Raw genomic sequence first — 23,214 nt, 5'->3', positions numbered from 1 at the left:
AAAAGTTGTCTAAGCGTAGTGGCAGGCGACGGCGGAGCCGCCCACCTGCCGGAGCGCGGGCCGCTCGGTGGCGCAGAGGTCCGTGGCCAGCGGGCAGCGCAGCCGGAAGGGGCAGCCGCCCGGCGAGGGCACTGCGGCCGCCCCGGTCCGGACACCGAGTGACTCGCGGGCTTCCCGGCGTGCAGCCTGCTCGGTAGGCCGCGGCACCGGCGACGCCGCGACGAGCGCCTGGGTGAACGGGTGCTTGGGGTTCCCTGTGACGGCGGCGGCGGGCCCGCTTTCCATGACCTGTCCCCGGTAGAGGACCACCACGCGCTGGGCCAGGAACTGGACCACGGCGATGTCGTGGGCGATGAAGAGGTAGCCCAGGCCCCGCTCGTCGCGCAGGTCGGCCAGGAGGTTCAGCACCTGCGCCTGGGTGGAGAGGTCCAGGGCGCTGACGGCTTCATCGCAGACCACGAGCTTGGGGTCGCAGATCAGGGCGCGGGCCACGGAAATGCGCTGCCGCTGGCCGCCGGAGAACTGGCTGGGGTACCGGTCCACGGCGTCCCGCGGGAGCCCTACGCGTTCCAGCATGTCCTCAGCGCGCTGCCGGGCGTCGGCAGCGCCCACGCCGCGGAGCCGGAGCGGCTCTGCCAGCGAAGAGCCCACCGTGTTCCGCGGATTCAGCGAGGAGTTGGGGTCCTGGAAGACGGCCCGCAGTTCGCTGCCCAGGGCCCTGCGCTGGGATGCGCCGGCGGACGTGATGTCCTGGCCCTCATAGGTGATGGTCCCGCCTGAGACCTTCTGAAGTCCCAGGATGGCCTTGCCGATGGTGGATTTGCCCGAGCCGGATTCCCCCACCAGGCCCACGGTTTCCCCGGGCGCGATGCTGAAGTTGACGCGGTCGACGGCGGCGGGGGCCGCGGCTGCCTTGCGTCCGCGGCCGTAGCGGACCACCAGGTCCTTGACGTCCAGCAGCGGCTGGGCGGCAGCCGGCCGCTGCGCGTCAGGGCGGACTGAGGTTGTGGTGCTCATGCGTGGTCCTTTTCTACAGTCCGGCGTTCCAGTCCGGCAGGTGCTTTGGCGGGTCCGGCCGGGGCGGTTCCGGCTTCAACCAGGTTCAGGACGTGGTGGCTGGGCACGTCGGTGGCCACCCAGTCCAGGCCCTCGACGGCGAGTTCGTCCGCTTTGACGCAGCGCACCAGTCCGTCCTCGGTTCCGGAGGGAAGCAGCGGGACGGGCACCATGCAGGCAGAGCCGGCGAACTGGCAGCGGGCGGCGAAGCGGCAGGTGCTGGGCCAGCCCTTGGGCTGGGGAACCTGGCCGCTGATGGTGGCAAGGCGCTCGGGCATGTCCGCGGCGTGGTTGGCGTGCGGGTCCGCGGCCAGCAGGGCAAGCGTGTAGGGGTGGCGCGGGTTGTCCAGGATGCTGTCCGTCCGGCCGTTCTCCACCACCTCACCGGCGTACATCACAGCCACCTGGTCGCAGAGGTCGGCCACAACGCCAAGGTCGTGGGTGACCATCACCACGGACATCCCGGTGTCCTTCACCAGGCCGCGCAGCAACGAGAGGATTTCGGCCTGCACCGTGACATCCAGCGCTGTGGTGGGTTCATCCGCCACGAGCAGCCGGGGCCGCCCGGAGAGTGCCAGGGCAATGGCCACGCGCTGGGCCATGCCGCCGCTGATCTGGTGCGGGTAGGTCTTCAGGATCCGGGCGGCGTCCACGATGCCCACCTTCTCCAGCAGGCCCAAGGCTTCGGCCTTCGCCTCGGCCCTGCCCATTCCGCGGAGGCGTCGGATGGCCGCGGTGAGCTGGTAGCCCACGGTGAACATCGGATCCAGGGCACGCATGGGTTCCTGCGAGATCAGCGCGACCTCGCGGCCCCGGACGCCTTCCATGTCTTTGTCAGTTGCCGCGGCCAGGTTCCTGCCGTTCCACAGGATCTGGCCGCCGGTCACGGAAACGCCGGAGGGCAGAAGCCCCAGGAGGGACAACGCGGTCATGGTCTTTCCGCAGCCTGATTCCCCCACGAGGCCCAGCACGGTGCCGGGTTCGACGTCGAAGGAGACGTCGGTGACCAGGCGGACGCCGCGGCCTGCACCGTCAGAGTCCACGCCGACCGAGAGGTTGCGGACGCTGAGCGTGTTCTTGGCTGAATCGTTGGGGGCGGGGGCTGCTGCAGCGATTGCGGCCACCGCTTTTGCCCGGCGGCGCCGTGCCGCGGCCGAAGGCAGGTGCGACGCAGTTGCGTTAGGTGCCTTGCCGAGGGCGTTGCCGATCGCGTTGGCGGACAGGACGGTGAGCGCCAGCACAGCACCGGTGGGAACCATGAGCCAGGGTGCATTGTAGACGTTCTGGGATGCGCCCTGGATCATGCCGCCCCAGCTCGGTTCGGGAATGGGCGGACCAAAACCGATGAACGCCAGCCCGGCCTGGATGAGCATGCCGACGGCGAAGATCAGGGCGCTTTGCACCACGATGGTGTTCGCCAGGCCGGGCAGGACATGCCGGAGGCTGATGCCCAGGGTGCTGACGCCGTCCACCTTGGCTGCGTCCACGTAGAGCTGGGACTGCAGGGACTTGGCCTGGCCCAGCATCACCCGGTACATGCCCGCGGAGATCAGCACGCCGAGGATGGCCATGATCAGCGGAATGTTGGTTCCCACTGCTCCGATGACGGCAAGGATGATCACGGTGCCGGGCAGGGACATCATGACTTCTGTGACGCGGCTGATCACCGTTTCCACGCGGTCACCGGCGGCTGCCGCCAGCATGGCCAGGATGGTGCCAAGTCCGACGGCGACCATCACCGTGATCATCGACGTCCCCAACGTGCCGGCTGCCGACGCGAAGATGCGGCTCAGGATGTCCCGGCCAAGTTCGTCGGTGCCGAGCCAGTGCGCGCCGGTGGGTCCGGACAGGACGGCGGTGAAGTCCTGATCCTCGGTCTTGTAGGGCAGCCAAAGCGGCGCGGTCAGCGAGGCGGCCACCAGTACGGCCAGCCAGATGACCCCGGCAACGCTTGCCGGTGAGGCGAATAGCTTGCTGCCGGAGAATTTCTTCACCGCGCTTTGGCGGAGTGCCTTGGGAAGGACGGCAGCCGCCGTCGGCTCCGCTGAGTCTGCGGGTGCGGGGGCAACGTTGGGAATCATGAGGCACGCAACTTCGGGTCGAGGAACTTGGTGGCGAGTTCCAGCACCAGGTTCACGGCGACCACCACCACGGTGGCGATCACCACCACGCCCTGCACGGACGGGGCGTCATGGGTGCTGACGGAGTTCTGGACTGCCTGGCCCAGTCCGGGCATGGCGAACAGCTGCTCGGCGATGACGGAGCCGCCGAACAGCTGGATGAACTGCAGCGCGATGCCGGCCACGATGGGCAGGCTGGCGTAGCGCAGGGCGTGGACGTACAGGATCTTCCAGGTGGGCGTGGCCGTGGCGCGGAGGGTCCGGATGTGTTCCTGCTGCAGCGCCTCGAGCATGGAGGCCCTGGTCTGGCGTGCGATGAATGCTGCCCCGCCCACGGCCAGCGTGATCACGGGCAGGGCCAGGGACAGCGCCCAGTCCTGCGGCGAGGCCTCGAACGGAACATAGCCGGTGGCCGGGAAAACGGAGGACTGGACCGCCAGGAGGTAGACAAAAATGATGCCGATCCAGAAGGCCGGGAGCGCCACCGCCATGCCGCAGACACCGCCGATGACGCGGTCCGCCATGCCGCCGCGGACGGCGGCGGTGACGCCCAGTCCAATCCCAAGGACAGCACTGAGCAGCGTGGCTCCGGCAGCAAGCGATGCTGTGACAGGGAGCCTGCTCGCAAGGTCCGCACTGACCGACCGTCCGTCAATGAGGGAGATTCCGAAGTCGCCCTGGACGGCGGCGCCGAGCCACGTGAAGAACTGGGCCAGGAGCGGATCGTTCCAGCCGAGGCGCTGGTTGACTTCAGCGATCGCTTCCTGGCTGGCCCCGGCACCGAGGGATACGGCTCCGGGGCTGCCGGGCATTGCGTGGACCAGCAGAAATGCCAGTACCGCAACTACCAGCACGGTGGCCAGCGCCATCAAGAGGCGCTTGATGATGAATAGTGCCATGGTGACCTCCATCGGTCAGGCCCCGCCGGGCGGACTCTTTATGCGAGCCCGCCCGGCCGGAGCAGGAATTAGCTGGCCGGCGTGTAGGACGAGAGGAGCGGGTAGGCGTTGGTCCCGGCGAACTCCACCGGGGCCACCTTCTTGGTGTTGTAGCCCTGGTTGGTCAGTGCCTCGTACAGCGGGATCATCCAGCCCGATTCCACCAGCCGCGTGTTCAGCTTGGTGGCTGCTGCCTTGACGGCGGCGTCGTCCTTGGCGGCGGCCAGCTCGCCCGTAGCGGCGCTGAGCTGCTCGTCGGTGGCCTTCTGGACGTTGGTGAAGCCGTTGAGGACTGCTCCGTACATGACGCCAACGGGGTTGTCCCAGTTCAGCGGCGCGTAGCCCAGCGGGGTTGTGGCGACGGCGGCGAAGGCTTCGTCAGTGGAGGAGGCCATCTTCACGTTCATGGTGATTCCGACGGCGGCGAGGTCCTTCTGGACGGCCTGCAAGTCCGTCTGGGTCTGGGCGCTGGCGATGATGGTGAAGTCGAAGCCGTCCGGGTAGCCGGCCTCGGCCAGCAGGCTCTTGGCCTTTTCCGGGTTGTAGGCGAACGTGGTTTCGAGGTCCTTGGTGAAGCCGGCGGAGTCCTTGGGCAGGGCGTTCCAGGCGGGGATGTCACCCTTGTGCAGGGCATCCACGAGGGCCTGGCGGTTGATTGCGTACTGGATCGCCTGGCGGACCTTCTCCTCAGCGAACGCCGGGGCGGTCTTGCCGATCTTGTCAAAGGAGATCATGGTGTTGACCGTGCCGCCGATCTGGGACACACCTACGCCCTTGGACTTTGCGAAGTCAACGGTGCTTGAGGTCAGCATCGCCACATCCGCCTGGCCGGACACCAAAGCGTTTGCCCGGGCCTGGGGATCCTGGACCACGCTGAAGATGACTTTGTCGAAGGCGTACTTGGAAGCTTCCGGGTTGTCCTCCTTCTTCACCAGGACGTACTTGTTGCCCTTCACGGTGGAGGGATCCAGCGTGTAGGGGCCGGAGCCTGCCGGGGTCGCGGCGAGGCTGGCGGAGTCGGTGACGCCGTTCTTGCCCACGATCATGCCGGTGGTGGATGCCAGGTTCTTCTCGAATCCCGGCTGGGGCTTGGCGAAGGTCAGGGCGACTTGGGTGGGGCTGACCACGTCAACGGAGGTGATTTCCTGGGCGCCGCCCTTGGCTACTGCCGAGTACGCGCTCAATGCGGGGTCCGACCGGCGGTCCAGATTCGCTTTGACCAGCTCGGCGTCGAGCTTTGAGCCGTCCGTGAAGGTCACATCGTCCTTGAGGGTGAGCGTCAGGACGGTGTTGTCTGCGTTGTAGCTGAACTCCTTGGCCAGGCCCGGACCTGCGGAACCGTCCGGCTGCAAAGCCATCAGGCTTTCGTAGAGGCCCTCAAAGAACTGCCGCTGGGCAGCCGAGACGCGCAGCGGGTCGAAGCCGAACGAGGCAGAGTCGCTGTCGACAGCGAGGGTCAGGGTGCTGGTGTCCACTGTGGCGGTGGCCTGGCTGGATCCGCCGCCGCAGGCGGTCAACGATCCCAGCAGGAGCGCGCCGGCCAGAACGGCGGAGCTCGCACGGGCAGTGGAGTTCAGGAGTTTCATGTAGTGCGCCTTTGCATTCTGATGTGACATCGGAGAAGAACGGTGTGGGGCTGGCTGCTCGCCGGCTCTCCACAAGCATCGGCCGGGCGCACTTGGCACTCACATGAGAATGTCATTGATTGAAAAGGTATTGTGGTCCCGGTCACGCGACGGGAAAGGATTGGAAGCCAGGGCAGAGCGGCCCCGTGCGCTGTTCGTCGGCGCAGACCCGAAAGGAACCATATGACCACGGCATCACCATTCCCGCAGGACTTCCTCTGGGGCGTCGCCAGCGCCGGCCACCAGGTGGAAGGGAACAACGTCAACAGCGACACCTGGTTCCTGGAGCACGTCCCCGGCAGCATGTTCTCCGAACCGTCCGGAGACGCAGTGGACCACTACCACCGCTACCGCGAGGACATTGCCCTGATCGCCAGCCTCGGTTTCACCACCTACCGCTTCTCCATCGAGTGGGCACGCATCGAGCCGGAAGAAGGGCTGTTCTCCACGGCCGAGCTCGACCACTACCGCCGCATGCTCGAGGCCTGCCACGAGCACGGCCTCACCCCCGCGGTCACGTTCCACCACTTCACGTCCCCGCGCTGGCTCCTGGCCCTCGGTGGGTGGGAAGGCGCCCGGACGGCGGAGCTCTTTGCCCGCTACTGCGACCGCGTGATGGCGCATCTGGGGGACCTCATCGGCGTCGCCTGCACCCTGAATGAACCCAACCTCCCCTGGCTGCTGGAGTCCTTCGGCATTGGCGGGGAAGCCCCGGAAAACCGCAGCTCTGTGCCGGTCTGGGCCGCAGCAGCCCAGCGCCTCGGCGTGGACGCCAGCACCGTTGCACCCTTCCAGTTCTGCTCCACAGAGGCGGGATTCGACGTGAAGCTGGCGGCACACCGGGCCGCCACTGCTGCCATCAAAGCCCACCGCCCCGACCTCCTTGTGGGCTGGACGCTCGCGAACTCTGACATCCAGTCCATCGAGGGCGGCCAGGAAATCGCTGACCGCGTGCGCCGCAACGTCAACGAGCGTTTCCTGGAAGCCTCCCGCGGCGACGACTTCGTGGGGATCCAGACCTACGGCCGCACTGTCTACGGCCCGGACGGCCACGCGCCGGCACCGGACGGCGCGGCAACCAACCAGATGGGTGAGGAAATCTACCCGCAGGCCCTCGAGACGACCATCAGGGAAGCACACCGGATCGCCGGCATCCCGGTGATCGTCACGGAGAACGGCCTGGCCACCGAGGATGACACGCAGCGCGTGGCGTACCTGAAGGCAGCGGTCGACGGCGTTGCCTCCTGCATTGCTGACGGCATCGATGTCCGGGGCTACATTGCGTGGACGGCCTTCGACAACTACGAATGGGTGTTCGGCTACGGTCCCAAGTTCGGCCTCATCGCCGTGGACCGCTCCACCCAGGAGCGGACCCCCAAAGCGAGCGCACGCTGGCTGGGAAGCCAAGCACAGGTGCATACAGACCAGGAACACACCGGCCTGGACCACCCAGCCCAGGCACCTGCTTCCGGGGCCGGCAGGGCACCCCAACCGGCCTGACCGCCGTCGCGCACTTCCGTCCCCAGCACCTGTACATCCCGAAAGGCTTTCTTCCATGACCGGACCACTGGACGGCATTACCGTCGTCGACCTCACCCGCGCCTTGGCCGGACCTCACGCCACCATGATGATGGCTGACCTGGGCGCCCGCGTCATTAAGATCGAATCCCCCGACGGCGGCGATGACACCCGGGGCTGGGGGCCACCTTTTGTGGGGGATGCGGATGAGCGCCAGTCCACGTATTTCCTGTCCTGCAACCGGAACAAGGAATCCATCACCGTCGATTTAAAGAGCGAAGACGGCGCTGAGACTTTACGCCGGCTGATCCGGAACGCTGATGTGCTGGTGGAGAACTTCCGGCCCGGAACCCTGGACCGCCTCGGCTTCCGTCCGGAAGCGGTGGAGGAGCTCAATCCCCGCACGGTCATCCTTTCCATTTCCGGATTTGGCCACGACGGGCCCGAAGGCGGACGGGCCGGCTACGACCAGATCGCGCAGGGGGAAAGCGGCCTGATGTCCCTCACCGGATCCGGGCCTGACGATCCGCAGCGGGTGGGGGTTCCAATTGGTGACTTGCTGGCCGGGATGTACGGAGCGTACGGGGTGCTGGCGGCCTTGCTTGAGCGGGAGCACACCGGCCGGGGGCAGGTGGTGCGCACCTCGTTGCTCGCGTCCCTCGTTGGAGTCCACGCGTTCCAGGGCACCCGCTGGACTGTGGCCGGCGAGACCGGTGCGGCGCGGGGAAACCATCACCCGTCCATCGCCCCGTACGGCCTGTTCCGGTGTGCGGACGGGGCCGTGCAGATCGCCGTCGGTTCGGAGGGTCTGTGGTCACGGTTCGCAGCGTTCGCCGGGTTGGATCCTGAGGACCAGGCATTTGCGTCGAATGCGGCCCGCGTGGAAAACCACGCCCGGCTCGTTGCTGCGATCGAAGCACACTTTGCAGCCCATAAGGCCGAAGACCTGCTCACTGCCATGAAGGCGGCCGGCATACCGGCGGGGAAAGTCCGGACCCTCGACGAAGTGTACGCATGGGACCAGACCAGGTCCCAAGGGCTGGCGGTTGGGGTCGAACATCCAACCCTCGGACCCATCGAGCTCCCCGGCCCGCCCCTGCGGTTCTTCGATCACGCGGGCGTTGAAACCACCAAGCGGGATCACGAGGCTCCGCCGCTGCTGGGCCAGCACCGGGCATCCGTCATGCAGTGGCTGAGCCAGACGGTGACTGTATGACCCAGCAGGCTACGCCGGGCCGCATCAGCCCTGAAGAACTCATTGCCCTGGCCCTCGACCCCGGGAGCTTCCGTACCTGGGATCGGCCACTCCCCCGGCTGGCCATCGAAGAGGGCTACGCCGAGGAACTGGCCGCCGCGAAAGCCAAGTCCGGGCGCGATGAATCGATCATCACCGGCGAAGGAAGCATCGAGGGCCGGCGGGTGGCCGTCATCCTCAGCGAGTTCACCTTCCTGGGCGGCTCCATAGGCGTTAGCGCAGCAACCCGGATAACCGAGGCGATTGAAAAGGCAACACACCTGGGTCTACCGCTGCTGGCCTCCCCTGTATCGGGCGGAACCAGGATGCAGGAAGGGACGGCAGCCTTTGTCCAGATGGCCCGGATCACCGCCGCGGTCAACGCCCACAAGCGGGCCCGCCTCCCGTACCTGGTCTACCTTCGGCACCCCACCACAGGCGGGGTGTTCGCGTCCTGGGGATCGCTGGGACACGTCACTGCTGCCCAACCACAGGCGATGATCGGGTTCCTGGGACCGAAAGTGTACAAAGCGCTCTTTGGCAAGGAATTCCCGGCCGGGGTCCAGCAATCCGAGAACCTTCACCGCCACGGGAAAATCGATGCGGTCACCCACCCCCGCCACCTGCGAAAATTCATCATTGGCATCCTCACCGTACTCAATGCCAATCCCGATGAGTTGCGGACAGGGAACCACCCGGACTCTGCGCCAGCTGTTGATGATGCGGACACCGGGGCCAGGGAAACCCAATCATGGCCTGCCGTCACGGCCTCGCGGCTCCCGCTGCGCCCCGGCCTGCGCGACTTCCTTCGCCTGGCCGCGGGGGACCTGGTCCCCTTAGGCGGAACCGCCGGAGAAAGCCCCAAAACCCTTGCGATCGCTTTGGCAACCATCGGGGGCCGGGGAACAGTCGTCGTCGGGCTCGACCGCAAAGGGGCCGACGGCGGAGCCACCTTTGGCCCCGCAGAGCTGCGGGAGGCCCGGCGCGGGATGGACCTGGCTGAGGCTCTGGGGCTACCGCTGCTCACCGTCATCGACACCCCGGGCGCAGAACTGTCAAAAGAAGCGGAAGAGGGCGGCCTCGGACAGGAAATCGCCCTCACTCTGGCAAAGCTGCTCGATCTGCGGGTCCCCACCATGACGCTGCTCCTGGGCCAAGGGGCAGGTGGCGGAGCCCTGGCCCTGTTTCCCACAGACCGAATCGTCGCCTTTAGCAACAGCTGGCTCGCACCGCTGCTACCCGAAGGGGCCAGTGCCATTGTCCACGGAAACACCCGCCATGCGGGAGCCATGGCCCAGCAGCAAAGAGTAAGTGCTTCGGCTATGTTCCAGGACGGCTTGCTCGACGAAGTGCTGGAAGAGCCCGACAGCTTCCAGGCACGGTCCGCTAATATTTTCCTGGCCAAGGCAGCGTCAGCGGTGGATCAGCACTTGCGGGACATCGCGACCACCGACCTCGACGTCCTCATCAAGGACCGTTCCCGCCGCTACGTCCCGGGAAGACCCTAAGGTGACAACCATGACAGACGCCAAACCGCCTTCGGGAGCCGTCCGCGGCACCACGGTCAGCGCGGAAGGAACACCGGTCCACCGTTTCCTGGGGATTCCTTACGCAGGGCCGCCGTCGGGAGCCAACCGCTTCCGCCCACCGGTGCCCGCCGCGCCATGGCAGGGGGTGCGGGACTGCACACGGCCCGGCCCGGCAGCTCCGCAGAACCCCGAGTCCCCCGCGCCGCCAGGCCAGGAACCGCGGACGTGGAGCGAGCAGGACTGCCTCAACCTGAACATCTGGACGCCCGGCACGGGCGCAGGCAGGCCCGTGATGGTGTGGGTTCATGGCGGCGCCTACCTCTCGGGCTCCAACAGTGACGCAATGTACGACGGCGGCAGCCTCGCCGCTGCTTCCGGCGCCGTAGTGCTGACGGTCAATTACCGGCTGGGCGCCCTGGGTTTCCTGCACCTGGCGGACGTGCTGGGCCCTGGTTACGAGGATTCCTCAAACCTCGGCCTCCTGGACCTGCTGGAAGCGCTGCGCTGGGTGCAGGGCAACATAGCGGCTTTCGGCGGCGACCCCGGCAACGTCACGCTGTTCGGGGAGTCGGCCGGGGCCGCGGCAGTCGGCACCCTCCTGGGCATGCCGTCGTCGTCCGGCCTTTTCAGGCGCGCCATCATGCAGAGCGGCACCGCGGAACGCTACCGCACCCCGCAGGAGTCCGCACGCGTGTGCGGGGAATTCCTGGAGGTGTGCGGCCTGGACCCGGCCAGGGGCGGAGGGATCCTCGACCTGCCCGTTGAACGGATCCTCGCAGCGCAGGAGCAGCTGGTGCTGCGGGAGGGGGCAGCGACGTTCGCCGTTCCGCTGCCGTTCCAGCCCACCGTTGGCACACCCTCGCTTCCGCTGCCGCCCCTGGATGCGGTGCGCGGCGGGCTCATCACCGGGGTGGACCTGCTGCTCGGAACGAACCTGAACGAGGGCTCATTCGCCGTCGAGATGCGTCCTGGCACCGCAGAGGACCCGGACTACCCGGACCGTGCCTCAGCCGTGCTGTCCGGCGCCGGGGTCCCGCGGGCGGCTGCCTCCGGCTATGCGGAGGCGCTCACCCGGACGCTGTCCCGGGAGCCGTCAGGCACGGAGCTCCTGGAGTCCGCCATTGCCGACTCCGTCTACCGGCAGCCCAGCAACAGGCTCCTCGACGCGCGGACTGGATCCGCAGGAAAGACCTTCTCCTACCTGTTCACCTGGCGCAGCCCTGCCATGGGCGGAAAGCTGGGGGCCTGCCACGCGCTGGAGATCCCGTTCGTGTTCCGGCACGCGGACAGCCCACAGGCAGCCTTCCTCACTCGCGGTAAGGCGCCAACGTCGCTCAGCAACGCCATGAGCGGTGCGTGGGCGGCCTTCGCGCAGACCGGAATTCCACGAATGCCCGGGCTGGAGTGGCCGGAGTACGGAGCGTTGCGGACCACGATGATCCTGGACGAGACGCCCCGGCTGGACGCCGACCCCCGCCGGGAGCTGCGGGAGTTCTTCGAAACCGTCAGGCTGCGGCCAGCGAGTTGAGCGTGTCCCGGATCCCGTTCAGTGCCGGATCCCGGAGCGACATGAAGGCTGGCTTCAGAAGCGGCTGGATGATCTTGGCGGGTCCCTTGATGCTGAACTCGGCCGTGTACTTCACCACCGAGCCGGCGCCATTGGGACTGACGTCGATGGAATCGAAGGAGGTGACGGTCTTGTTCTCGCCGCGCAGCTTGATGTGGTTGTCCGTCAGCTCGATGACCTCGTAGACCAGGCTTTGCCGCTTGCCCCGGAACTCGGCTTCGGCGTTGTATTTGTGCCCCACGGCCACCGGCCCCGGCGTGACTTTATCCATGACAGGAGTGTTGGGATCCCACTTGGGGGTGTTCTCGAACTGGCTCAAAAAGGCAAAGGCCTTCTCGGCGGACAATGTGGTTTCCACGCTTCCAGCGACTGTGATCATCACCCCAGTGTAGGAACAGGCCGCATGCAAACACAGCCCCCGGCTATGGACACGGCGGCCGCAAACCTCGTGGCCTAGCCGTTTCTTGGTAGTTTCGTAGTTCGCCCCGAATAGTCTCGGCACCCCCGGGTACAGGGATTATGGACAGGGCGGCCAGGCAGCACGCCTTGGGACCGCGGAAACAACTTGTAGAAAGAGGACTCATGCGGGAACCTATGGCCAGCAACGGTGTCTTTGAACCGGAGACCGTTGCAGGTGACGACCAGGAAGCAGGTTCGGCGGCAGCTGAGCCCTTGGTGGAACCGGACGTCAATTTCGACGAACATCTTTATCCTGCCCGGCCCAAGGCGCTGAGGCCGACAGCGCGCCGCCGCCAGTACTACGCCACCAGGCCGTCCTTCGAATTCGATGGGCGGAACGCGGCCTACGTCGAATGGCTGCGGAACCAGGCGATGCTGGGAGATGCGAACGCACTGGCCCGGCAGCTGTCCGGGCAGGCCAGCATGTGGCAGAACTCCTACGCGCATCCCAACCCCCGGGCCGCCGTGGAGCGCGCACCGGTGTGGTTCACCGCGTACCCCCTGTCCTTCATCACCAGGTCCAGCCAGTCCTTCCTCTCCGCCCTGGGTGATCCGGCCATGTGGGAAGCCTTCAGCGAAATCGGGATCCGGGCCATCCACACGGGCCCGGTCAAGCTCGCGGGCGGCATCAGCGGCTGGTCCCAGACGCCCAGCGTTGACGGGCACTTCGACCGGATCAGCATGGCGATCGATCCGGTGTTTGGCACGGAGGACGAATTCCGCTCCATGTGCCAGGTGGCCGCGGACCACGGCGGAACGATTATCGATGACATTGTTCCCGGGCACACCGGCAAGGGTGCCGATTTCCGCCTCGCCGAAATGAACTTCCGGGACTACCCCGGGATCTACCACATGATAGATATCCCGGAGGAGGACTGGCACCTGCTGCCGGACGTACCGGAAGGGCAGGACTCGGTGAACCTGAGTCCCGACTCCGAACAGGCCCTGCAGAAGGCCGGCTACATCATCGGCCGGCTGCAGCGGGTTATCTTCTACGAGCCCGGCGTCAAGGAAACGAACTGGAGCGCCACCCGGGCAGTCGTTGACACCACGGGGAAGACCCGCCGCTGGGTCTACCTCCACTACTTCAAGGCGGGCCAGCCCTCCATCAACTGGCTGGACCCAACCTTCGCCGGGATGCGCCTGGTGGTCGGTGACGCGCTGCATTCCCTGGTTGACCTTGGCACCGGGGCGCTCAGGCTCGATGCGAACGGCTTCCTGGGCGTGGAGAAAAGCGCCGAAGAGCAGCCGGGCTGGTCAGAGGGGCACCCGCTGTCCGAGGCCGCCAACCAGCTCATCGGGTCCATGATCCGCAAGGTGGGCGGGTTCTCCTTCCAGGAGCTGAACCTGACCATCGACGACATTAAGGCCACCTCGGAAGCAGGCCCGGACCTTTCCTACGACTTCATTACGCGGCCGGCGTACCACTACGCGCTGGTCACCGCCGATACCGAGCTGCTGCGCCTGACGCTCCGCCTGTCCATGGAGATCGGTGTCGACCAGGCGTCGCTGGTCCACGCGCTGCAGAACCATGACGAACTGACCTACGAGCTGATGCACTTCGCTGCCGGACACCGGGACGAGATGTTCGAGCTCGCCGGCCAGGAGCTCACGGGGGCGCAGCTCGCGGAGCAGGTCCAGCAGACCATGCGGGAGCGCCTGACCGGGGAGAACGCCCCCTACAACGCGGTGTTCACCACCAACGGGATCGCCTGCACGACGGTCAGCTTCATCATGGCCGCCCTGGGGGTCCAGGACCCTGACGCGATCACTCCGGAGCAGGAGGCGCAGATCCTGGATGTGCACATCCTCCTCTCCATGTACAACGCCCTGCAGCCCGGCGTCTTTGCCCTGTCCGGCTGGGACCTTGCCGGCATCACCGCGCTGGACCGCAAGAGCGTCGAGGAACTCACGGCCCAGGGTGACACCCGCTGGATCAACCGCGGGGCGCACGACATCATGGGCACCAGCCCGGATGCGGAATACTCCTCCTCCGGTATGCCGCGTGCCCGCAGCCTCTACGGCCCGCTCCCCGACCAGCTGCAGGACCCCGGCTCCTACGCCAGGCGGCTGCAGCAGATCCTGGCTGTCCGCGAAGAACACGGCATCGCCACGGGGTCGCTGCTGGACGTGCCCGGCGTTTCACACCGCGGCCTGCTGGTGATGGTCATCCAGCTGGGCAGCGGAGCGCTGGAGGTAACCGTGCTGAATTTCTCCGACCAGGACATTGCCGGCAGCATCCAGTCCAGCCACCTGGTCCCCGGGTCTGCCGTGCACGACCTGTTCAGCGGGGCAGCGGTTGGCCAGGTTGACGACCTGCACAGCTTCTTCCTCGAACTGCCTGCCTTCCAGGGGACGGCCCTGCTGCTGACAGAGGAGGACGCCGCCACTGGCGAGGAGGAAGGCGTGGAGCTCGGGGAGGTATCGCCGTAGCGGACGAGGTGCCCGGCGCCGTTCGGGAATCCCTTTGAGTTGTGAACCGTTAACTGAATGTGCGGCTGACGTGCCGCGCCGTTAACGAGGGATTGAATGAACGCGAAGTTTGTTTCAGTGGAAGACGACGCCGGGAAGGTCACCCGGTACGTCCGGCATGCCAACGGCGGCGGGCTTGTTGCCCCCGGAGCCGCGGTCGCCGAAAATGCCCGCATTGGCCCCATGACGTATGTGGAGCAGGGTGCCAGGGTGGGTTCCGGGTGCCGGATCGGCCACGGCAGCTGGATTGACCGCGACGCCACAATCGGCGAGCGTGCCATTATTGGCGACGGCGTACACATCGGCCGGGGAACGGTGATCGGAAACCGGGTGAACATCGGCAGCCATTCGCGGATCGGCTCGGGGGTCCTGATCGAGCACGGGGTCCAGGTCCACGCGGACTCCGCCGTTCCGGACGGAGGGCAGGTCCTCGCGGGCTCGGGCGCGCCGCGCCGGGCCCAGGGGAAAGGCAGGCAGCACCGGCCAAGCAGGGGCCGCGTGGCCGCCTGAGCCGCGCTGCCCTGAGCCGCCCCACCCTGTTATGGGCAGCGCGCGCTCAGTGCCCGGGGCTGCCCGCCAGACGTCCCTTCACACCCGCCGCTCCCCACACGGCGAGCAGCAGCGCCACCAGCAGCAGGCCGGCGTCGCCCAGGTCTATGGATCCCAGCCACACCGTCAGGGGATCCTGCAGCGCAAAGGCGGTGTTGGCGAACCCGCCCAGCGTGATCACCGCGACAAACAGGGCGGACACCGCTGAGATGCCGGTGACCACGGCGTTGAAGCCCAGCCGCCGCTGGGGGTCGTCCAGGGCAGAACGGTACATCCGCATCATGGCCACCCCGTTCAGCGAATCGCAAAGGGTCATCGCGGCCGTGAACGCCAGCGGCAGCGCGAGGAGCGCAAACGGCGGCACCCCCGCCAGCGAGGCCGCCGTCGTCATCATCAGCAGCCCGATGGTGGTGGCAGTATCGAACCCCAGGCCGAACAGGAACCCGATCACGTAGATGTTCCGCGGCCGCCGCACCCTGGACAGCGGCCGCGCCAGTAGCCGGGCCACCAGTCCCCGGGGCTCAAGGTCGCCGGGGTCCACCGGCGCCCCGGTCCGGGCCCGGCGGTATGCCCGCGCCGAACGCGCGAAAGCCGAACCGTTGAACAGGCCCATGGCCAGCAGGAACAGCCCGGAGACACCGCTGCCGATCAGCCCGAGCACCAGGTTGCCGGTGGTTCCGTCCTGCATGAACTGGCCCGCCATGCCGGCGCCGGCAACCACCAGGATCCCCGCCAGCGTCACCACCGAACTGTGCCCGAGGCTGAAGGCGAAGCCCACGCTCACCGGGTCCTGGCGCTGTGCCACGAACTTGCGTGTGGAGTTGTCGATCGCGGCGAGGTGGTCCCAGTCGTAGCTGTGCTTGACGCCCGCCAGGTAGGCGGTGAGCACGAGTCCCCAGATGAGCGGCTCCGCACCGGATCCGGCGGCGTTGCCGGCCAGCAGGAGCACGACGGCGGCCGCGTGCAGTGCGGCCACGGCACCGAGCGTGAACAACAGGCGGGTCCGCAGCGGCAGTGCCTCCCGGTCCCGGTACAGCGTGGTGATGTTGGTGATGGCTGTCATCAGTGCTTCCTCAGGTTCAGCGGTTCCTGCCCGTGCCACCGTTTCCGGAGGAGGGACGTGCAGGCAGCAAGCAGGTTGTTCAGTTCCCCCGTGCTGTTGGACAGGGCGCGCAGTACCAGCCCGGTGGTTCCCGAGACCGTGCGGGTGAGGGAAATGCCGGTGCGGGCATCGTGGTCCTGGGCCAGGGCGTGCAGGTCATCGGCGAGCGCCTGGTCCACCCGGGGATCCACCACCAGCAGCGAGCCCACATGGCTGAAACCCTCCATGAACCCCAGGCCCGTGACATCCCCGGCCGGCGGGCGGATCAGGAGGTTGTCCAGGGCCAGGAGCCGGGTTCCGTCCGGGCCTTCCACCCGGATGCTGGTGCGCAGCCGGACCTCCTCGTAACGGAAGGCGGCGCCGTCCGGCGACCATCCCGGCGTCACCACCTCAGCCATGACCAGGGACGACGACGGCCGTACAGTGATGTGCGTGTGCTGCCGGTAACTGGCCTCCCGGTAGGCGATGAGCTGGTCCGGCATGAGCTCCATCCGTGCCCCCTCCCCCAGCCGGACAGCCATCCGCTGCTCGGCGTAGGACCCGGGCGTCCGGTAGACCTTCGTGGCGGACTGGGTGGTCAACAACAGTGAGGCAGAGTCTCCGACCTCCACATCAAGCAAGAAAAGATCCGCACCAAGATAAGCCCCACCAGGATTCACGACCACATAACAAACCTGCCCGGAGTCATCCAGGTAATGCGGCCGGAGTACCCTCAAGGCGCCCCGATGGAACTGATGCGCGGCAACCGACCGGCCCCTGCGCTCACTGATGACCAGCTGAAGCTCCCCCATCGGCGACTCACGCCCAGGTGGGATGACCACCTCAGGTGCAGGGGCCGCCGTCGTACTCATTGCGCCAGGTCGAGCATCAGGACGTCGCGCCTCACCCATTCAATGACGGCGTCGAGCCCTTCGTCGGTTTTGAGGTTGGTGAAGCAGAACGGCTTGGCCCCGCGGAATTCCTTGGAGTCCCGTTCCATGACTGCGAGGTCGGCGCCGACGTGGGGCGCAAGGTCAGTTTTGTTGATGATGAAGAGGTCGGACTTGATCATGCCCTGGCCGGCTTTGCGGGGGATCTTTTCACCCTGGGCCACGTCGATGATGTAGATGGAGAAGTCGACGAGTTCGGGGCTGAAGGTGGCGGAGAGGTTGTCGCCGCCGGATTCGACGAAGATGACCTGCAGGTCGGGGTGGCGGGCTTTGAGTTCCTCGATGGCGGAGGTGTTCATGGAGGTGTCTTCGCGGATGGCGGTGTGCGGGCAGCCGCCGGTTTCGACGCCGATGATGCGGTCCACGGGGAGGATCCCGTTGGCGGCGAGGATCTTGGCGTCCTCGATGGTGTAGATGTCGTTGGTGATGGCGGCCATGGAGATCTCGCCGCTCATATGACGGGTGAGGCGCTCCACGAGCTGCGTCTTGCCCGCCCCGACGGGTCCGCCGATGCCGATCTTGATGGGTTCAGCCATTTAGTCCTCCTGCTAGCTCATGAACATCCGGGCACGTTGGCGTTCGTGCCGCATTTGTGAAATTTCCAGTCCGGGGGTGACGGCCCCGAAGTCGTCCGGCGTCAGGTGCGGTATCCGTTCGACGGCGGCAGCAACGCCGTCGGCCGCCTGGCGAAGCAGCCGCTGGCCAGCGTTCTGGCCCAGCGGGATGGCCCGGACGGCGTTCTGCGTCAACGAGGTGACGGCGGCGAAAAGGAAGGCGGCGAGGGCTTCCGGCAGCGGCACCCGCAGGGAGCGCGCGACGACGGCGAACGCCAGCGGCTGGTGCCCCGCGGCCCGGCCGGTGGCCACCAGGTCCCGGTACAGTTCCAGCTGCGGCGACGGGAAGACCTCCGCCCCGATCTCGAGCAGCCGCAGGCCCATCTTGACGCTGGCCTCCCGGACCTGCCGCGGCAGCAGCGAAGCCGACAACAGCTCATCCAGTTCCCCAAGCTCCCACCCCTCAAACAGGAACCGGATGGCCAGCCCGTCCGAATAGGAAAGCGACTGGGAGATGAACGCGGACAACCACACTCCAAAAGAAGCCTCATCACGGACCACACCGGCGTCGACATAAGTCTCAAAACCAAGAGAGTGCGCAAACGCCCCAGTAGGCAAAGCGGAATCGGTGAGCTGCTGCAGCGCCAGCTGGTACCCGCTCACTGGAGCCGCACCCAAGGTGAGAAGCGCAAGCGACGCGAGGGATATGGGGCCGCGGCGTGGCGGGCCTCGTGGGGGGCCCACTGCCGCGAGGGCCCCGACTCGAGCTTGCGAGAGTTGGGAGCGGCTGGGGACGGGCACGGCCCCATATCCCTCGCGGCGTCCCAAGCCGGGGAAACGGGGAGGGGTTTAGTGCGAATGTTCAGCATGGCGGAAAGGAACAGGCATGACGCGTTCCTGGCGGGTGTAGGGCGCACCGACGCTTCGGAGGTAGTCCTCGACGGTGTGGTCGTAGGCGCACACCATGACCTCGGCCCCGTACTCCGAAGCACCGTCGAAGAACTGGGCCTGGAGGTGCCGGTTGCCGAGGGAGTGTGCCACGACGCCCATCTCGTGGATGGTCCGCGGTGCGATCACCAGGACGTCTGTGGGCAGCACGGACACCACGATCATGTTGGCGTCCTCGACGTGCAGGATGTCGCCGTCGCGCAGGTCGCCGGAGCCGGAAGGGAGCCGGATGCCGATTTCCTTGCCGTGGTCCGTGGTGGCGCGTTGGATCCGCTTGACCAGCTGGGCGCTGGGAAGCACCACTTTCTCCTGGTGCAGGTTGGCATAGGTGTCCGGGTCGGGGAGTTCGTGCAGGTTGCCGAGGACTTTTTCGATGATCACGGGGTTCTCCGGGGGCTTGGAAGAATTCAGAAGAGGAAGTAGCGCTGGGCCATGGGCAGCACGTCGGACGGTTCGCACGTGACGTCTTCGCCGTCCACGGTCACCTGGTACGTTTCGGGGTCCACCTGGATGTCCGGGGTGGCGTCGTTGTACTTCAGGTCCGCCTTGGTGAGGGAACGGATGCCGGAAACGGGCCGGATCACCTTTTCCAGCCCCAGCTCGGCCGGGACCCCGGCGTCGATCGCGGCCTTCGACAGGAAGGTGATGGAGGACTGCTGCACGGCCTTCCCGAACGCGGCGAACATGGGCCGCATGGTGCGCGGCTGCGGGGTGGGGATGGAGGCGTTGGCATCCCCCATCAGCGCGTACGCGATCTGCCCTCCTTTGAGCACCAGTTCCGGTTTCACGCCGAAGAAGGCAGGATCCCACAGGACCAGGTCGGCGAACTTGCCCACCTCCACGGAACCGACGGAGTCCGCAATGCCCTGCGCGATGGCCGGATTAATGGTGTATTTGGCCACGTAGCGCTTGAGGCGGAAGTTGTCGCTGCCCGCACTGCCGTGCGCCCCGCCGTCGTCATCTGCCTTATCCGCGGGATCTGCCAGCACCCCGCGCTGCCTCTTCATCTTGTCCGCCACCTGCCACGTGCGGGTGATTACCTCGCCCACCCGGCCCATCGCCTGGGAGTCGGAGGAGGTGATGGAGAAGATCCCCAGGTCCTGCAGGACGTCCTCGGCGGCGATGGTCTCGGCGCGGATCCGGGAATCGGCGAACGCAACGTCCTCGGGGATGTCCGGATTGAGGTGGTGGCACACCATGAGCATGTCCAGGTGCTCCTCGATGGTATTGCGCGTGTAGGGAAGCGTGGGGTTGGTGGACGCCGGCAGGACGTTGGGCATGCCCGCGATTTTGATGATGTCCGGCGCATGCCCGCCGCCGGCGCCCTCGGTGTGGAACGTATGGATGACGCGGCCGTTGATGGCGCGGATGGTGTCCTCCACGAAACCGCACTCGTTGAGGGTGTCCGTGTGGATGGCCACCTGCACGTCGTATTCGTCGGCCACGGTGAGGGAGGTGTCGATGGAGGAGGTGGTGGAGCCCCAGTCCTCATGCACCTTCAGCCCGATGGCCCCGGCGCGGATCTGCTCGGCGAGGGGTTCGACGGCGGAGGCGTGGCCCTTGCCGAAGAGCCCGATGTTCATGGGGAACCCCTCGGCGGCCTGCAGCATGCGCTGGATGTGCCATTTTCCGGGCGTCACGGTGGTGGCTTTGGTGCCTTCCGCCGGGCCAGTGCCGCCACCGATCATGGTGGTGATGCCGCTGGTCAGCGCCGTGGGGATCTGGTCCGGGGAGATGAAATGGATATGGGTGTCCACTCCCCCGGCCGTGAGGATCTTGCGCTCGCCGGCAATGATTTCAGTGCTCGCTCCGATCACGATGTCCACACCGTCGGTGATCTGCGGGTTGCCGGCCTTGCCGATCCTGAAGATGTGTCCGTCCCTGATGGCGATGTCTGCTTTGTAGATGCCCGTGTAGTCCAGGATCACGGCGTTGGTAATGACGGTGTCCGGCACACCGCCGCCGGAACCAAGATCGCCGGAACCAGGATCGCCGGAACCGTCGCCGTCCCGGGTCACCTGGCCGTTCTGGCCCATGCCGTCGCGGATCACTTTGCCGCCGCCGAAGACGACTTCCTCGCCGTAGACGGTGAGGTCCTTCTCGATCTCCAGGAACAGGTCGGTGTCCGCCAGGCGGAGTTTGTCACCGGCGGTCGGGCCGTACAGGTCCGCGTATTGCCGGCGGGGGATCTCGAAACTCACTGGACGTCCCCTTCCGGGCGGGTGCCGCCGTCGAGCTTTCCGTTGACAGCGTTGCTGAGCCCAAACACCTCGCGGCGCCCGCCCAGTTCGATCAGCCGCACGCTCCGGGCGTCCCCCGGCTCAAACCGTGCTGCCGTTCCGGCAGGAATGTCAAGGCGCCGGCCGTAGGCGGCATCCCGGTCGAAGGCCAGCGCGGCGTTGGCTTCCGCGAAGTGGAAGTGGGAACCCACCTGGACGGGCCGGTCGCCGGTGTTGGTCACGGCGACCTCGATCGCCCTCCTCCCGGCGTTGGCCGTCACCGGCTCGGACCGGAGGACGTACTCTCCTGGAATCATGGCCTGCCCTCTCAGCGGATGGGATCGTGGACGGTGACGAGCTTGGTGCCGTCGGGAAAGGTCGCCTCGATCTGCACGTCGTGGATCATCTCGGGCACCCCTTCCATGACGTCCCCGCGCGTCAGCAGGGTGGTGCCGTAGCTCATGAGGTCGGCAACGCTGCGGCCGTCGCGGGCACCCTCGATCAGTTCGTAGCTGATGATGGCCACAGCCTCGGGGTAGTTGAGCTTGAGGCCGCGGGCCTGGCGGCGCCGTGCGAGGTCGGCGGCCACCACGATCAAGAGTTTTTCCTGCTCACGCGGCATCAGATGCATGTTGGGTCCCTTCAGCTGGCCGCTTGCGGCGGCGTGGGATCCACAGTAGGTTGCGGACGTTTCCGCCACGTTTCAGGTTTGTTATGGCCGGCTCTCCAATCACCGGGCGCCGGTCCGGGCGGTTCAACGCGGCAGTGTCAGCGGCTGAGCCGGGCCAGGATCTCGTCACTGGACTGGACGGGCTGGCGGTAGCTCGTGGAGAGGATGCGCAGCATGTCCGCGGCGTCCTGGCTGTCCTCGGAGGCCATTGCATCCTTGGCGTACGTGACGCGGATGTTGTGCGCGAACGCATCCGCGCCGGTCTGGGCGATGCAGTTGTGCGTAGATACGCCGGCGAGCACGATCTCCTCAGCGCCCCAGTTGCGCAACCTGGCCAGCAGGTTGGTTCCCACAAAAGCACTGTCCCGCGTTTTGGTCAGCTGCGGCAGGCCGTCGGTGCCCAGTCCAGGCACGGCCTGGGCCTGCTGGCTGCCGCGGAAAATAAAGCCTTGGTCATCGTCCAGCATGTTCAGGGACCAGGTGGATTTGTCCCGTTCGTGTTCCGTCCCCACCAGCAGGACCTTGTGCCCGCTCGCTTCGAACCCCTCCATCAGCCGGTTGCAGGACGCCACCAACTGCTCCTGCCTGGCCGCAAGTTCGGGCGCCTCGAAAAATGCGTTCTGCATGTCAATGACAAGAAGGGCAATCATGTGGCCGCCTTTTCCTCGTTGTTCTGCCGGAAAAGTACCCCAGGGCCGGGCGGGCGAAACCTAGGGTGCGGACTCGCGGACCTTCAGCTGGAACCCGGCTTCGATGTGCGCTGCCTGCTCCGCCGCCTCGCGCCCCTCGATCCGGTCGATCAGCAGGCTGATGGAGCGCTCCGCGATCTCCTCCATGCCCGGGGAGACTGTGGTCAGCGATGGCGATGCGAACCGGGCCTCGTCGATGTCGTCGAACCCCGCCACCGCCACATCCTGGGGCACCCGGACCCCGCGGATCAGCAGCTCGTGCATGGCACCCAGCGCCAGGACGTCGTTAAGTCCGAACACGGCGTCGAACTCCACACCCCTGTCCATCAGCCCGGCTACGGCGGCGGCGCCGTTGTCCCGGCGCCACTCGCAGGGGGCGACCAGTTCGGGGTTGAAAGGGACACCTGCTTCCTCGAGGGCCTTGCGGTAACCGTTGAGCCGCAGGCCGGCACTGCCCACGGACTCCTCCGGATGCGCCCCGATCACGGCAATCCGGCGGCGGCCTCCCGTCAACAGGTGGGCGGTCAGGGCGGCGGCGGCCTCGCCGTTTTTCATGGTGACCAGGTCGAAGCGGGGGTCCAGGATGTGTTCACCCAGCAGGACCAGGGGCTTCCTGCCCAGGCGGTCGGCGATGGCGTCCGCGTCAATGACCAGCGGGGTGAAGAGGAGGCCGTCGGTGAGCTGCCGGAACGGGCCCTGCAAGGCGTTCAATTCCACCCCGCCAACCGCGTCCGACTGTTCCACCAGGACGCGATAGCCACGGCGGGAGGCAGCCTTCATCAGCCTGGAGGCAAGCTCGGCGTAGTACGGTGCTGAGAGGTCGGACAGCACCAGGCCCAGCATCCTGGTTTTCCCCGAGCGAAGGCTCCTGGCGGTCAGGTTGGCCTCGTAGCCCAGTTCCGCGATGGCATCCTGGACCCGTTTTTTGGTGGCAGGGCGGATGAACTCGTAGTCATTGAGCACGTTGGAGACAGTCTTAAGCGACACCCCCGCCGCCCTCGCAACGTCATTCATTGTGACCGCCATCGTGGCTCCT

General features: G+C 66.7%; 21 protein-coding genes. 6 read left to right on the top strand and 15 right to left on the bottom strand.

All coding sequences use genetic code 11. The features are described from left to right. Nucleotides 1–9: 9 nt before the first annotated feature. From IEX33_RS07510 to IEX33_RS07495, 4 genes are read right to left on the bottom strand one after another with little or no spacing between them, the layout of a single operon-like run. Complete coding sequence (locus IEX33_RS07510; protein ID WP_188729006.1) at nucleotides 10–1,017, bottom strand: oligopeptide/dipeptide ABC transporter ATP-binding protein; 1,008 nt, start codon at nucleotides 1,015–1,017, stop codon at nucleotides 10–12. After that, nucleotides 1,014–3,137, bottom strand: coding sequence for a dipeptide/oligopeptide/nickel ABC transporter permease/ATP-binding protein (locus IEX33_RS07505; protein WP_229675275.1), 2,124 nt, complete (start codon nucleotides 3,135–3,137; stop codon nucleotides 1,014–1,016). Before IEX33_RS07505 ends, IEX33_RS07510 begins: the two co-directional genes overlap by 4 nt. Beyond that, nucleotides 3,134–4,087: an ABC transporter permease gene (locus tag IEX33_RS07500; RefSeq protein ID WP_188729004.1), complete on the bottom strand. Its 954-nt coding sequence runs from the start codon at nucleotides 4,085–4,087 to the stop codon at nucleotides 3,134–3,136. Before IEX33_RS07500 ends, IEX33_RS07505 begins: the two co-directional genes overlap by 4 nt. A 56-nt stretch (nucleotides 4,088–4,143) precedes the next feature. After that, nucleotides 4,144–5,700, bottom strand: a complete 1,557-nt coding sequence (locus tag IEX33_RS07495) for an ABC transporter substrate-binding protein (RefSeq protein ID WP_188729003.1) — start codon at nucleotides 5,698–5,700, stop codon at nucleotides 4,144–4,146. A gap of 222 nt (nucleotides 5,701–5,922) precedes the next feature. Between IEX33_RS07495 and IEX33_RS07490 the strand changes: the two genes are divergently transcribed. Genes IEX33_RS07490 through IEX33_RS07475 form a run of 4 tightly spaced genes read left to right on the top strand, consistent with a single transcriptional unit; the run spans nucleotide 5,923 to nucleotide 11,548 of the window. Then, the gene (locus IEX33_RS07490) at nucleotides 5,923–7,239 is read left to right on the top strand and encodes a glycoside hydrolase family 1 protein (protein ID WP_188729001.1); all 1,317 of its coding nucleotides are present in this window, start codon (nucleotides 5,923–5,925) and stop codon (nucleotides 7,237–7,239) included. 55 nt (nucleotides 7,240–7,294) lie between these two features. Further along, a complete protein-coding gene (locus IEX33_RS07485) occupies nucleotides 7,295–8,473 on the top strand; it encodes a CaiB/BaiF CoA transferase family protein (protein WP_188728999.1) in 1,179 nt (392 codons plus the stop codon). After that, on the top strand, nucleotides 8,470–9,999 hold the full coding sequence (locus IEX33_RS07480; protein WP_188728997.1) for a carboxyl transferase domain-containing protein: 1,530 nt from the start codon (nucleotides 8,470–8,472) through the stop codon (nucleotides 9,997–9,999). Before IEX33_RS07485 ends, IEX33_RS07480 begins: the two co-directional genes overlap by 4 nt. A 10-nt stretch (nucleotides 10,000–10,009) precedes the next feature. After that, nucleotides 10,010–11,548, top strand: a complete 1,539-nt coding sequence (locus IEX33_RS07475) for a carboxylesterase/lipase family protein (RefSeq protein WP_188728995.1) — start codon at nucleotides 10,010–10,012, stop codon at nucleotides 11,546–11,548. Here IEX33_RS07475 and IEX33_RS07470 read toward each other — a convergent pair. After that, entirely contained in the window at nucleotides 11,526–11,966 is a 441-nt protein-coding gene (locus IEX33_RS07470; protein ID WP_188728993.1) for an SRPBCC family protein, read from the bottom strand. The two genes, IEX33_RS07475 and IEX33_RS07470, sit on opposite strands and share 23 nt — an antisense overlap. 203 nt (nucleotides 11,967–12,169) lie before the next feature. Here IEX33_RS07470 and treS point away from each other — a divergent pair, with 203 nt between their 5' ends. Together treS and IEX33_RS07460 are read left to right on the top strand one after the other, a co-directional pair. Then, nucleotides 12,170–14,479 (top strand): maltose alpha-D-glucosyltransferase, encoded by a 2,310-nt coding sequence (gene treS / locus IEX33_RS07465; protein WP_188728991.1) that lies wholly within the window; start codon nucleotides 12,170–12,172, stop codon nucleotides 14,477–14,479. A gap of 96 nt (nucleotides 14,480–14,575) precedes the next feature. Next, nucleotides 14,576–15,028: a DapH/DapD/GlmU-related protein gene (locus tag IEX33_RS07460; RefSeq protein ID WP_188728990.1), complete on the top strand. Its 453-nt coding sequence runs from the start codon at nucleotides 14,576–14,578 to the stop codon at nucleotides 15,026–15,028. 46 nt (nucleotides 15,029–15,074) lie between these two features. Here IEX33_RS07460 and IEX33_RS07455 read toward each other — a convergent pair whose 3' ends face one another. From IEX33_RS07455 to IEX33_RS07410, 10 genes are all read right to left on the bottom strand, one after another. After that, nucleotides 15,075–16,130 (bottom strand): HoxN/HupN/NixA family nickel/cobalt transporter, encoded by a 1,056-nt coding sequence (locus IEX33_RS07455; protein ID WP_188728989.1) that lies wholly within the window; start codon nucleotides 16,128–16,130, stop codon nucleotides 15,075–15,077. Beyond that, on the bottom strand, nucleotides 16,130–17,020 hold the full coding sequence (locus IEX33_RS07450) for an urease accessory protein UreD (protein WP_377090310.1): 891 nt from the start codon (nucleotides 17,018–17,020) through the stop codon (nucleotides 16,130–16,132). The genes IEX33_RS07455 and IEX33_RS07450 overlap by 1 nt, the downstream gene beginning before the upstream one ends. Next, nucleotides 17,017–17,634, bottom strand: coding sequence for an urease accessory protein UreG (ureG, locus tag IEX33_RS07445; RefSeq protein ID WP_188728987.1), 618 nt, complete (start codon nucleotides 17,632–17,634; stop codon nucleotides 17,017–17,019). The genes IEX33_RS07450 and ureG overlap by 4 nt, the downstream gene beginning before the upstream one ends. A 12-nt stretch (nucleotides 17,635–17,646) precedes the next feature. Next, nucleotides 17,647–18,315 (bottom strand): urease accessory protein UreF, encoded by a 669-nt coding sequence (locus tag IEX33_RS07440; RefSeq protein ID WP_188728986.1) that lies wholly within the window; start codon nucleotides 18,313–18,315, stop codon nucleotides 17,647–17,649. Between the two features lie 186 nt (nucleotides 18,316–18,501). Beyond that, a complete protein-coding gene (gene ureE / locus IEX33_RS07435; RefSeq protein ID WP_188728985.1) occupies nucleotides 18,502–18,981 on the bottom strand; it encodes an urease accessory protein UreE in 480 nt (159 codons plus the stop codon). Between the two features lie 26 nt (nucleotides 18,982–19,007). Next, on the bottom strand, nucleotides 19,008–20,801 hold the full coding sequence (gene ureC / locus IEX33_RS07430; RefSeq protein WP_188728984.1) for an urease subunit alpha: 1,794 nt from the start codon (nucleotides 20,799–20,801) through the stop codon (nucleotides 19,008–19,010). Beyond that, nucleotides 20,798–21,136 carry an urease subunit beta gene (locus tag IEX33_RS07425; RefSeq protein ID WP_174178385.1) on the bottom strand — a complete coding sequence of 113 codons (339 nt, stop codon included), beginning with the start codon at nucleotides 21,134–21,136 and terminating at the stop codon, nucleotides 20,798–20,800. Before IEX33_RS07425 ends, ureC begins: the two co-directional genes overlap by 4 nt. 11 nt (nucleotides 21,137–21,147) lie before the next feature. Next, nucleotides 21,148–21,450: an urease subunit gamma gene (locus IEX33_RS07420; RefSeq protein WP_104185865.1), complete on the bottom strand. Its 303-nt coding sequence runs from the start codon at nucleotides 21,448–21,450 to the stop codon at nucleotides 21,148–21,150. 137 nt (nucleotides 21,451–21,587) lie between these two features. Beyond that, on the bottom strand, nucleotides 21,588–22,139 hold the full coding sequence (locus tag IEX33_RS07415; RefSeq protein ID WP_188728983.1) for a cysteine hydrolase family protein: 552 nt from the start codon (nucleotides 22,137–22,139) through the stop codon (nucleotides 21,588–21,590). Nucleotides 22,140–22,199: 60 nt separating this feature from the next. Further along, entirely contained in the window at nucleotides 22,200–23,204 is a 1,005-nt protein-coding gene (locus IEX33_RS07410; protein ID WP_188728982.1) for a LacI family DNA-binding transcriptional regulator, read from the bottom strand. Nucleotides 23,205–23,214: the final 10 nt, after the last annotated feature.

It is taken from the genome of Pseudarthrobacter scleromae (assembly GCF_014644515.1).
Classification (GTDB): Bacteria; Actinomycetota; Actinomycetes; order Actinomycetales; family Micrococcaceae; genus Arthrobacter; species Arthrobacter scleromae.
Note: the sequence above shows the minus strand (reverse complement) of the source record. Positions and strands in the feature narration are given on the sequence as shown.

What these genes read in the sequence shown, in the direction of transcription:
- IEX33_RS07510 (WP_188729006.1), bottom strand. Translation starts at nt 1,017, where the DNA reads ATGAGCACCACAACCTCAGTCCGCCCTGACGCGCAGCGGCCGGCTGCC.
- IEX33_RS07505 (WP_229675275.1), bottom strand. Translation starts at nt 3,137, where the DNA reads ATGATTCCCAACGTTGCCCCCGCACCCGCAGACTCAGCGGAGCCGACG.
- IEX33_RS07500 (WP_188729004.1), bottom strand. Translation starts at nt 4,087, where the DNA reads ATGGAGGTCACCATGGCACTATTCATCATCAAGCGCCTCTTGATGGCG.
- IEX33_RS07495 (WP_188729003.1), bottom strand. Translation starts at nt 5,700, where the DNA reads ATGAAACTCCTGAACTCCACTGCCCGTGCGAGCTCCGCCGTTCTGGCC.
- IEX33_RS07490 (WP_188729001.1), top strand. Translation starts at nt 5,923, where the DNA reads ATGACCACGGCATCACCATTCCCGCAGGACTTCCTCTGGGGCGTCGCC.
- IEX33_RS07485 (WP_188728999.1), top strand. Translation starts at nt 7,295, where the DNA reads ATGACCGGACCACTGGACGGCATTACCGTCGTCGACCTCACCCGCGCC.
- IEX33_RS07480 (WP_188728997.1), top strand. Translation starts at nt 8,470, where the DNA reads ATGACCCAGCAGGCTACGCCGGGCCGCATCAGCCCTGAAGAACTCATT.
- IEX33_RS07475 (WP_188728995.1), top strand. Translation starts at nt 10,010, where the DNA reads ATGACAGACGCCAAACCGCCTTCGGGAGCCGTCCGCGGCACCACGGTC.
- IEX33_RS07470 (WP_188728993.1), bottom strand. Translation starts at nt 11,966, where the DNA reads ATGATCACAGTCGCTGGAAGCGTGGAAACCACATTGTCCGCCGAGAAG.
- treS (WP_188728991.1), top strand. Translation starts at nt 12,170, where the DNA reads ATGCGGGAACCTATGGCCAGCAACGGTGTCTTTGAACCGGAGACCGTT.
- IEX33_RS07460 (WP_188728990.1), top strand. Translation starts at nt 14,576, where the DNA reads ATGAACGCGAAGTTTGTTTCAGTGGAAGACGACGCCGGGAAGGTCACC.
- IEX33_RS07455 (WP_188728989.1), bottom strand. Translation starts at nt 16,130, where the DNA reads ATGACAGCCATCACCAACATCACCACGCTGTACCGGGACCGGGAGGCA.
- IEX33_RS07450 (WP_377090310.1), bottom strand. Translation starts at nt 17,020, where the DNA reads ATGAGTACGACGGCGGCCCCTGCACCTGAGGTGGTCATCCCACCTGGG.
- ureG (WP_188728987.1), bottom strand. Translation starts at nt 17,634, where the DNA reads ATGGCTGAACCCATCAAGATCGGCATCGGCGGACCCGTCGGGGCGGGC.
- IEX33_RS07425 (WP_174178385.1), bottom strand. Translation starts at nt 21,136, where the DNA reads ATGATTCCAGGAGAGTACGTCCTCCGGTCCGAGCCGGTGACGGCCAAC.
- IEX33_RS07420 (WP_104185865.1), bottom strand. Translation starts at nt 21,450, where the DNA reads ATGCATCTGATGCCGCGTGAGCAGGAAAAACTCTTGATCGTGGTGGCC.
- IEX33_RS07415 (WP_188728983.1), bottom strand. Translation starts at nt 22,139, where the DNA reads ATGATTGCCCTTCTTGTCATTGACATGCAGAACGCATTTTTCGAGGCG.
- IEX33_RS07410 (WP_188728982.1), bottom strand. Translation starts at nt 23,204, where the DNA reads ATGGCGGTCACAATGAATGACGTTGCGAGGGCGGCGGGGGTGTCGCTT.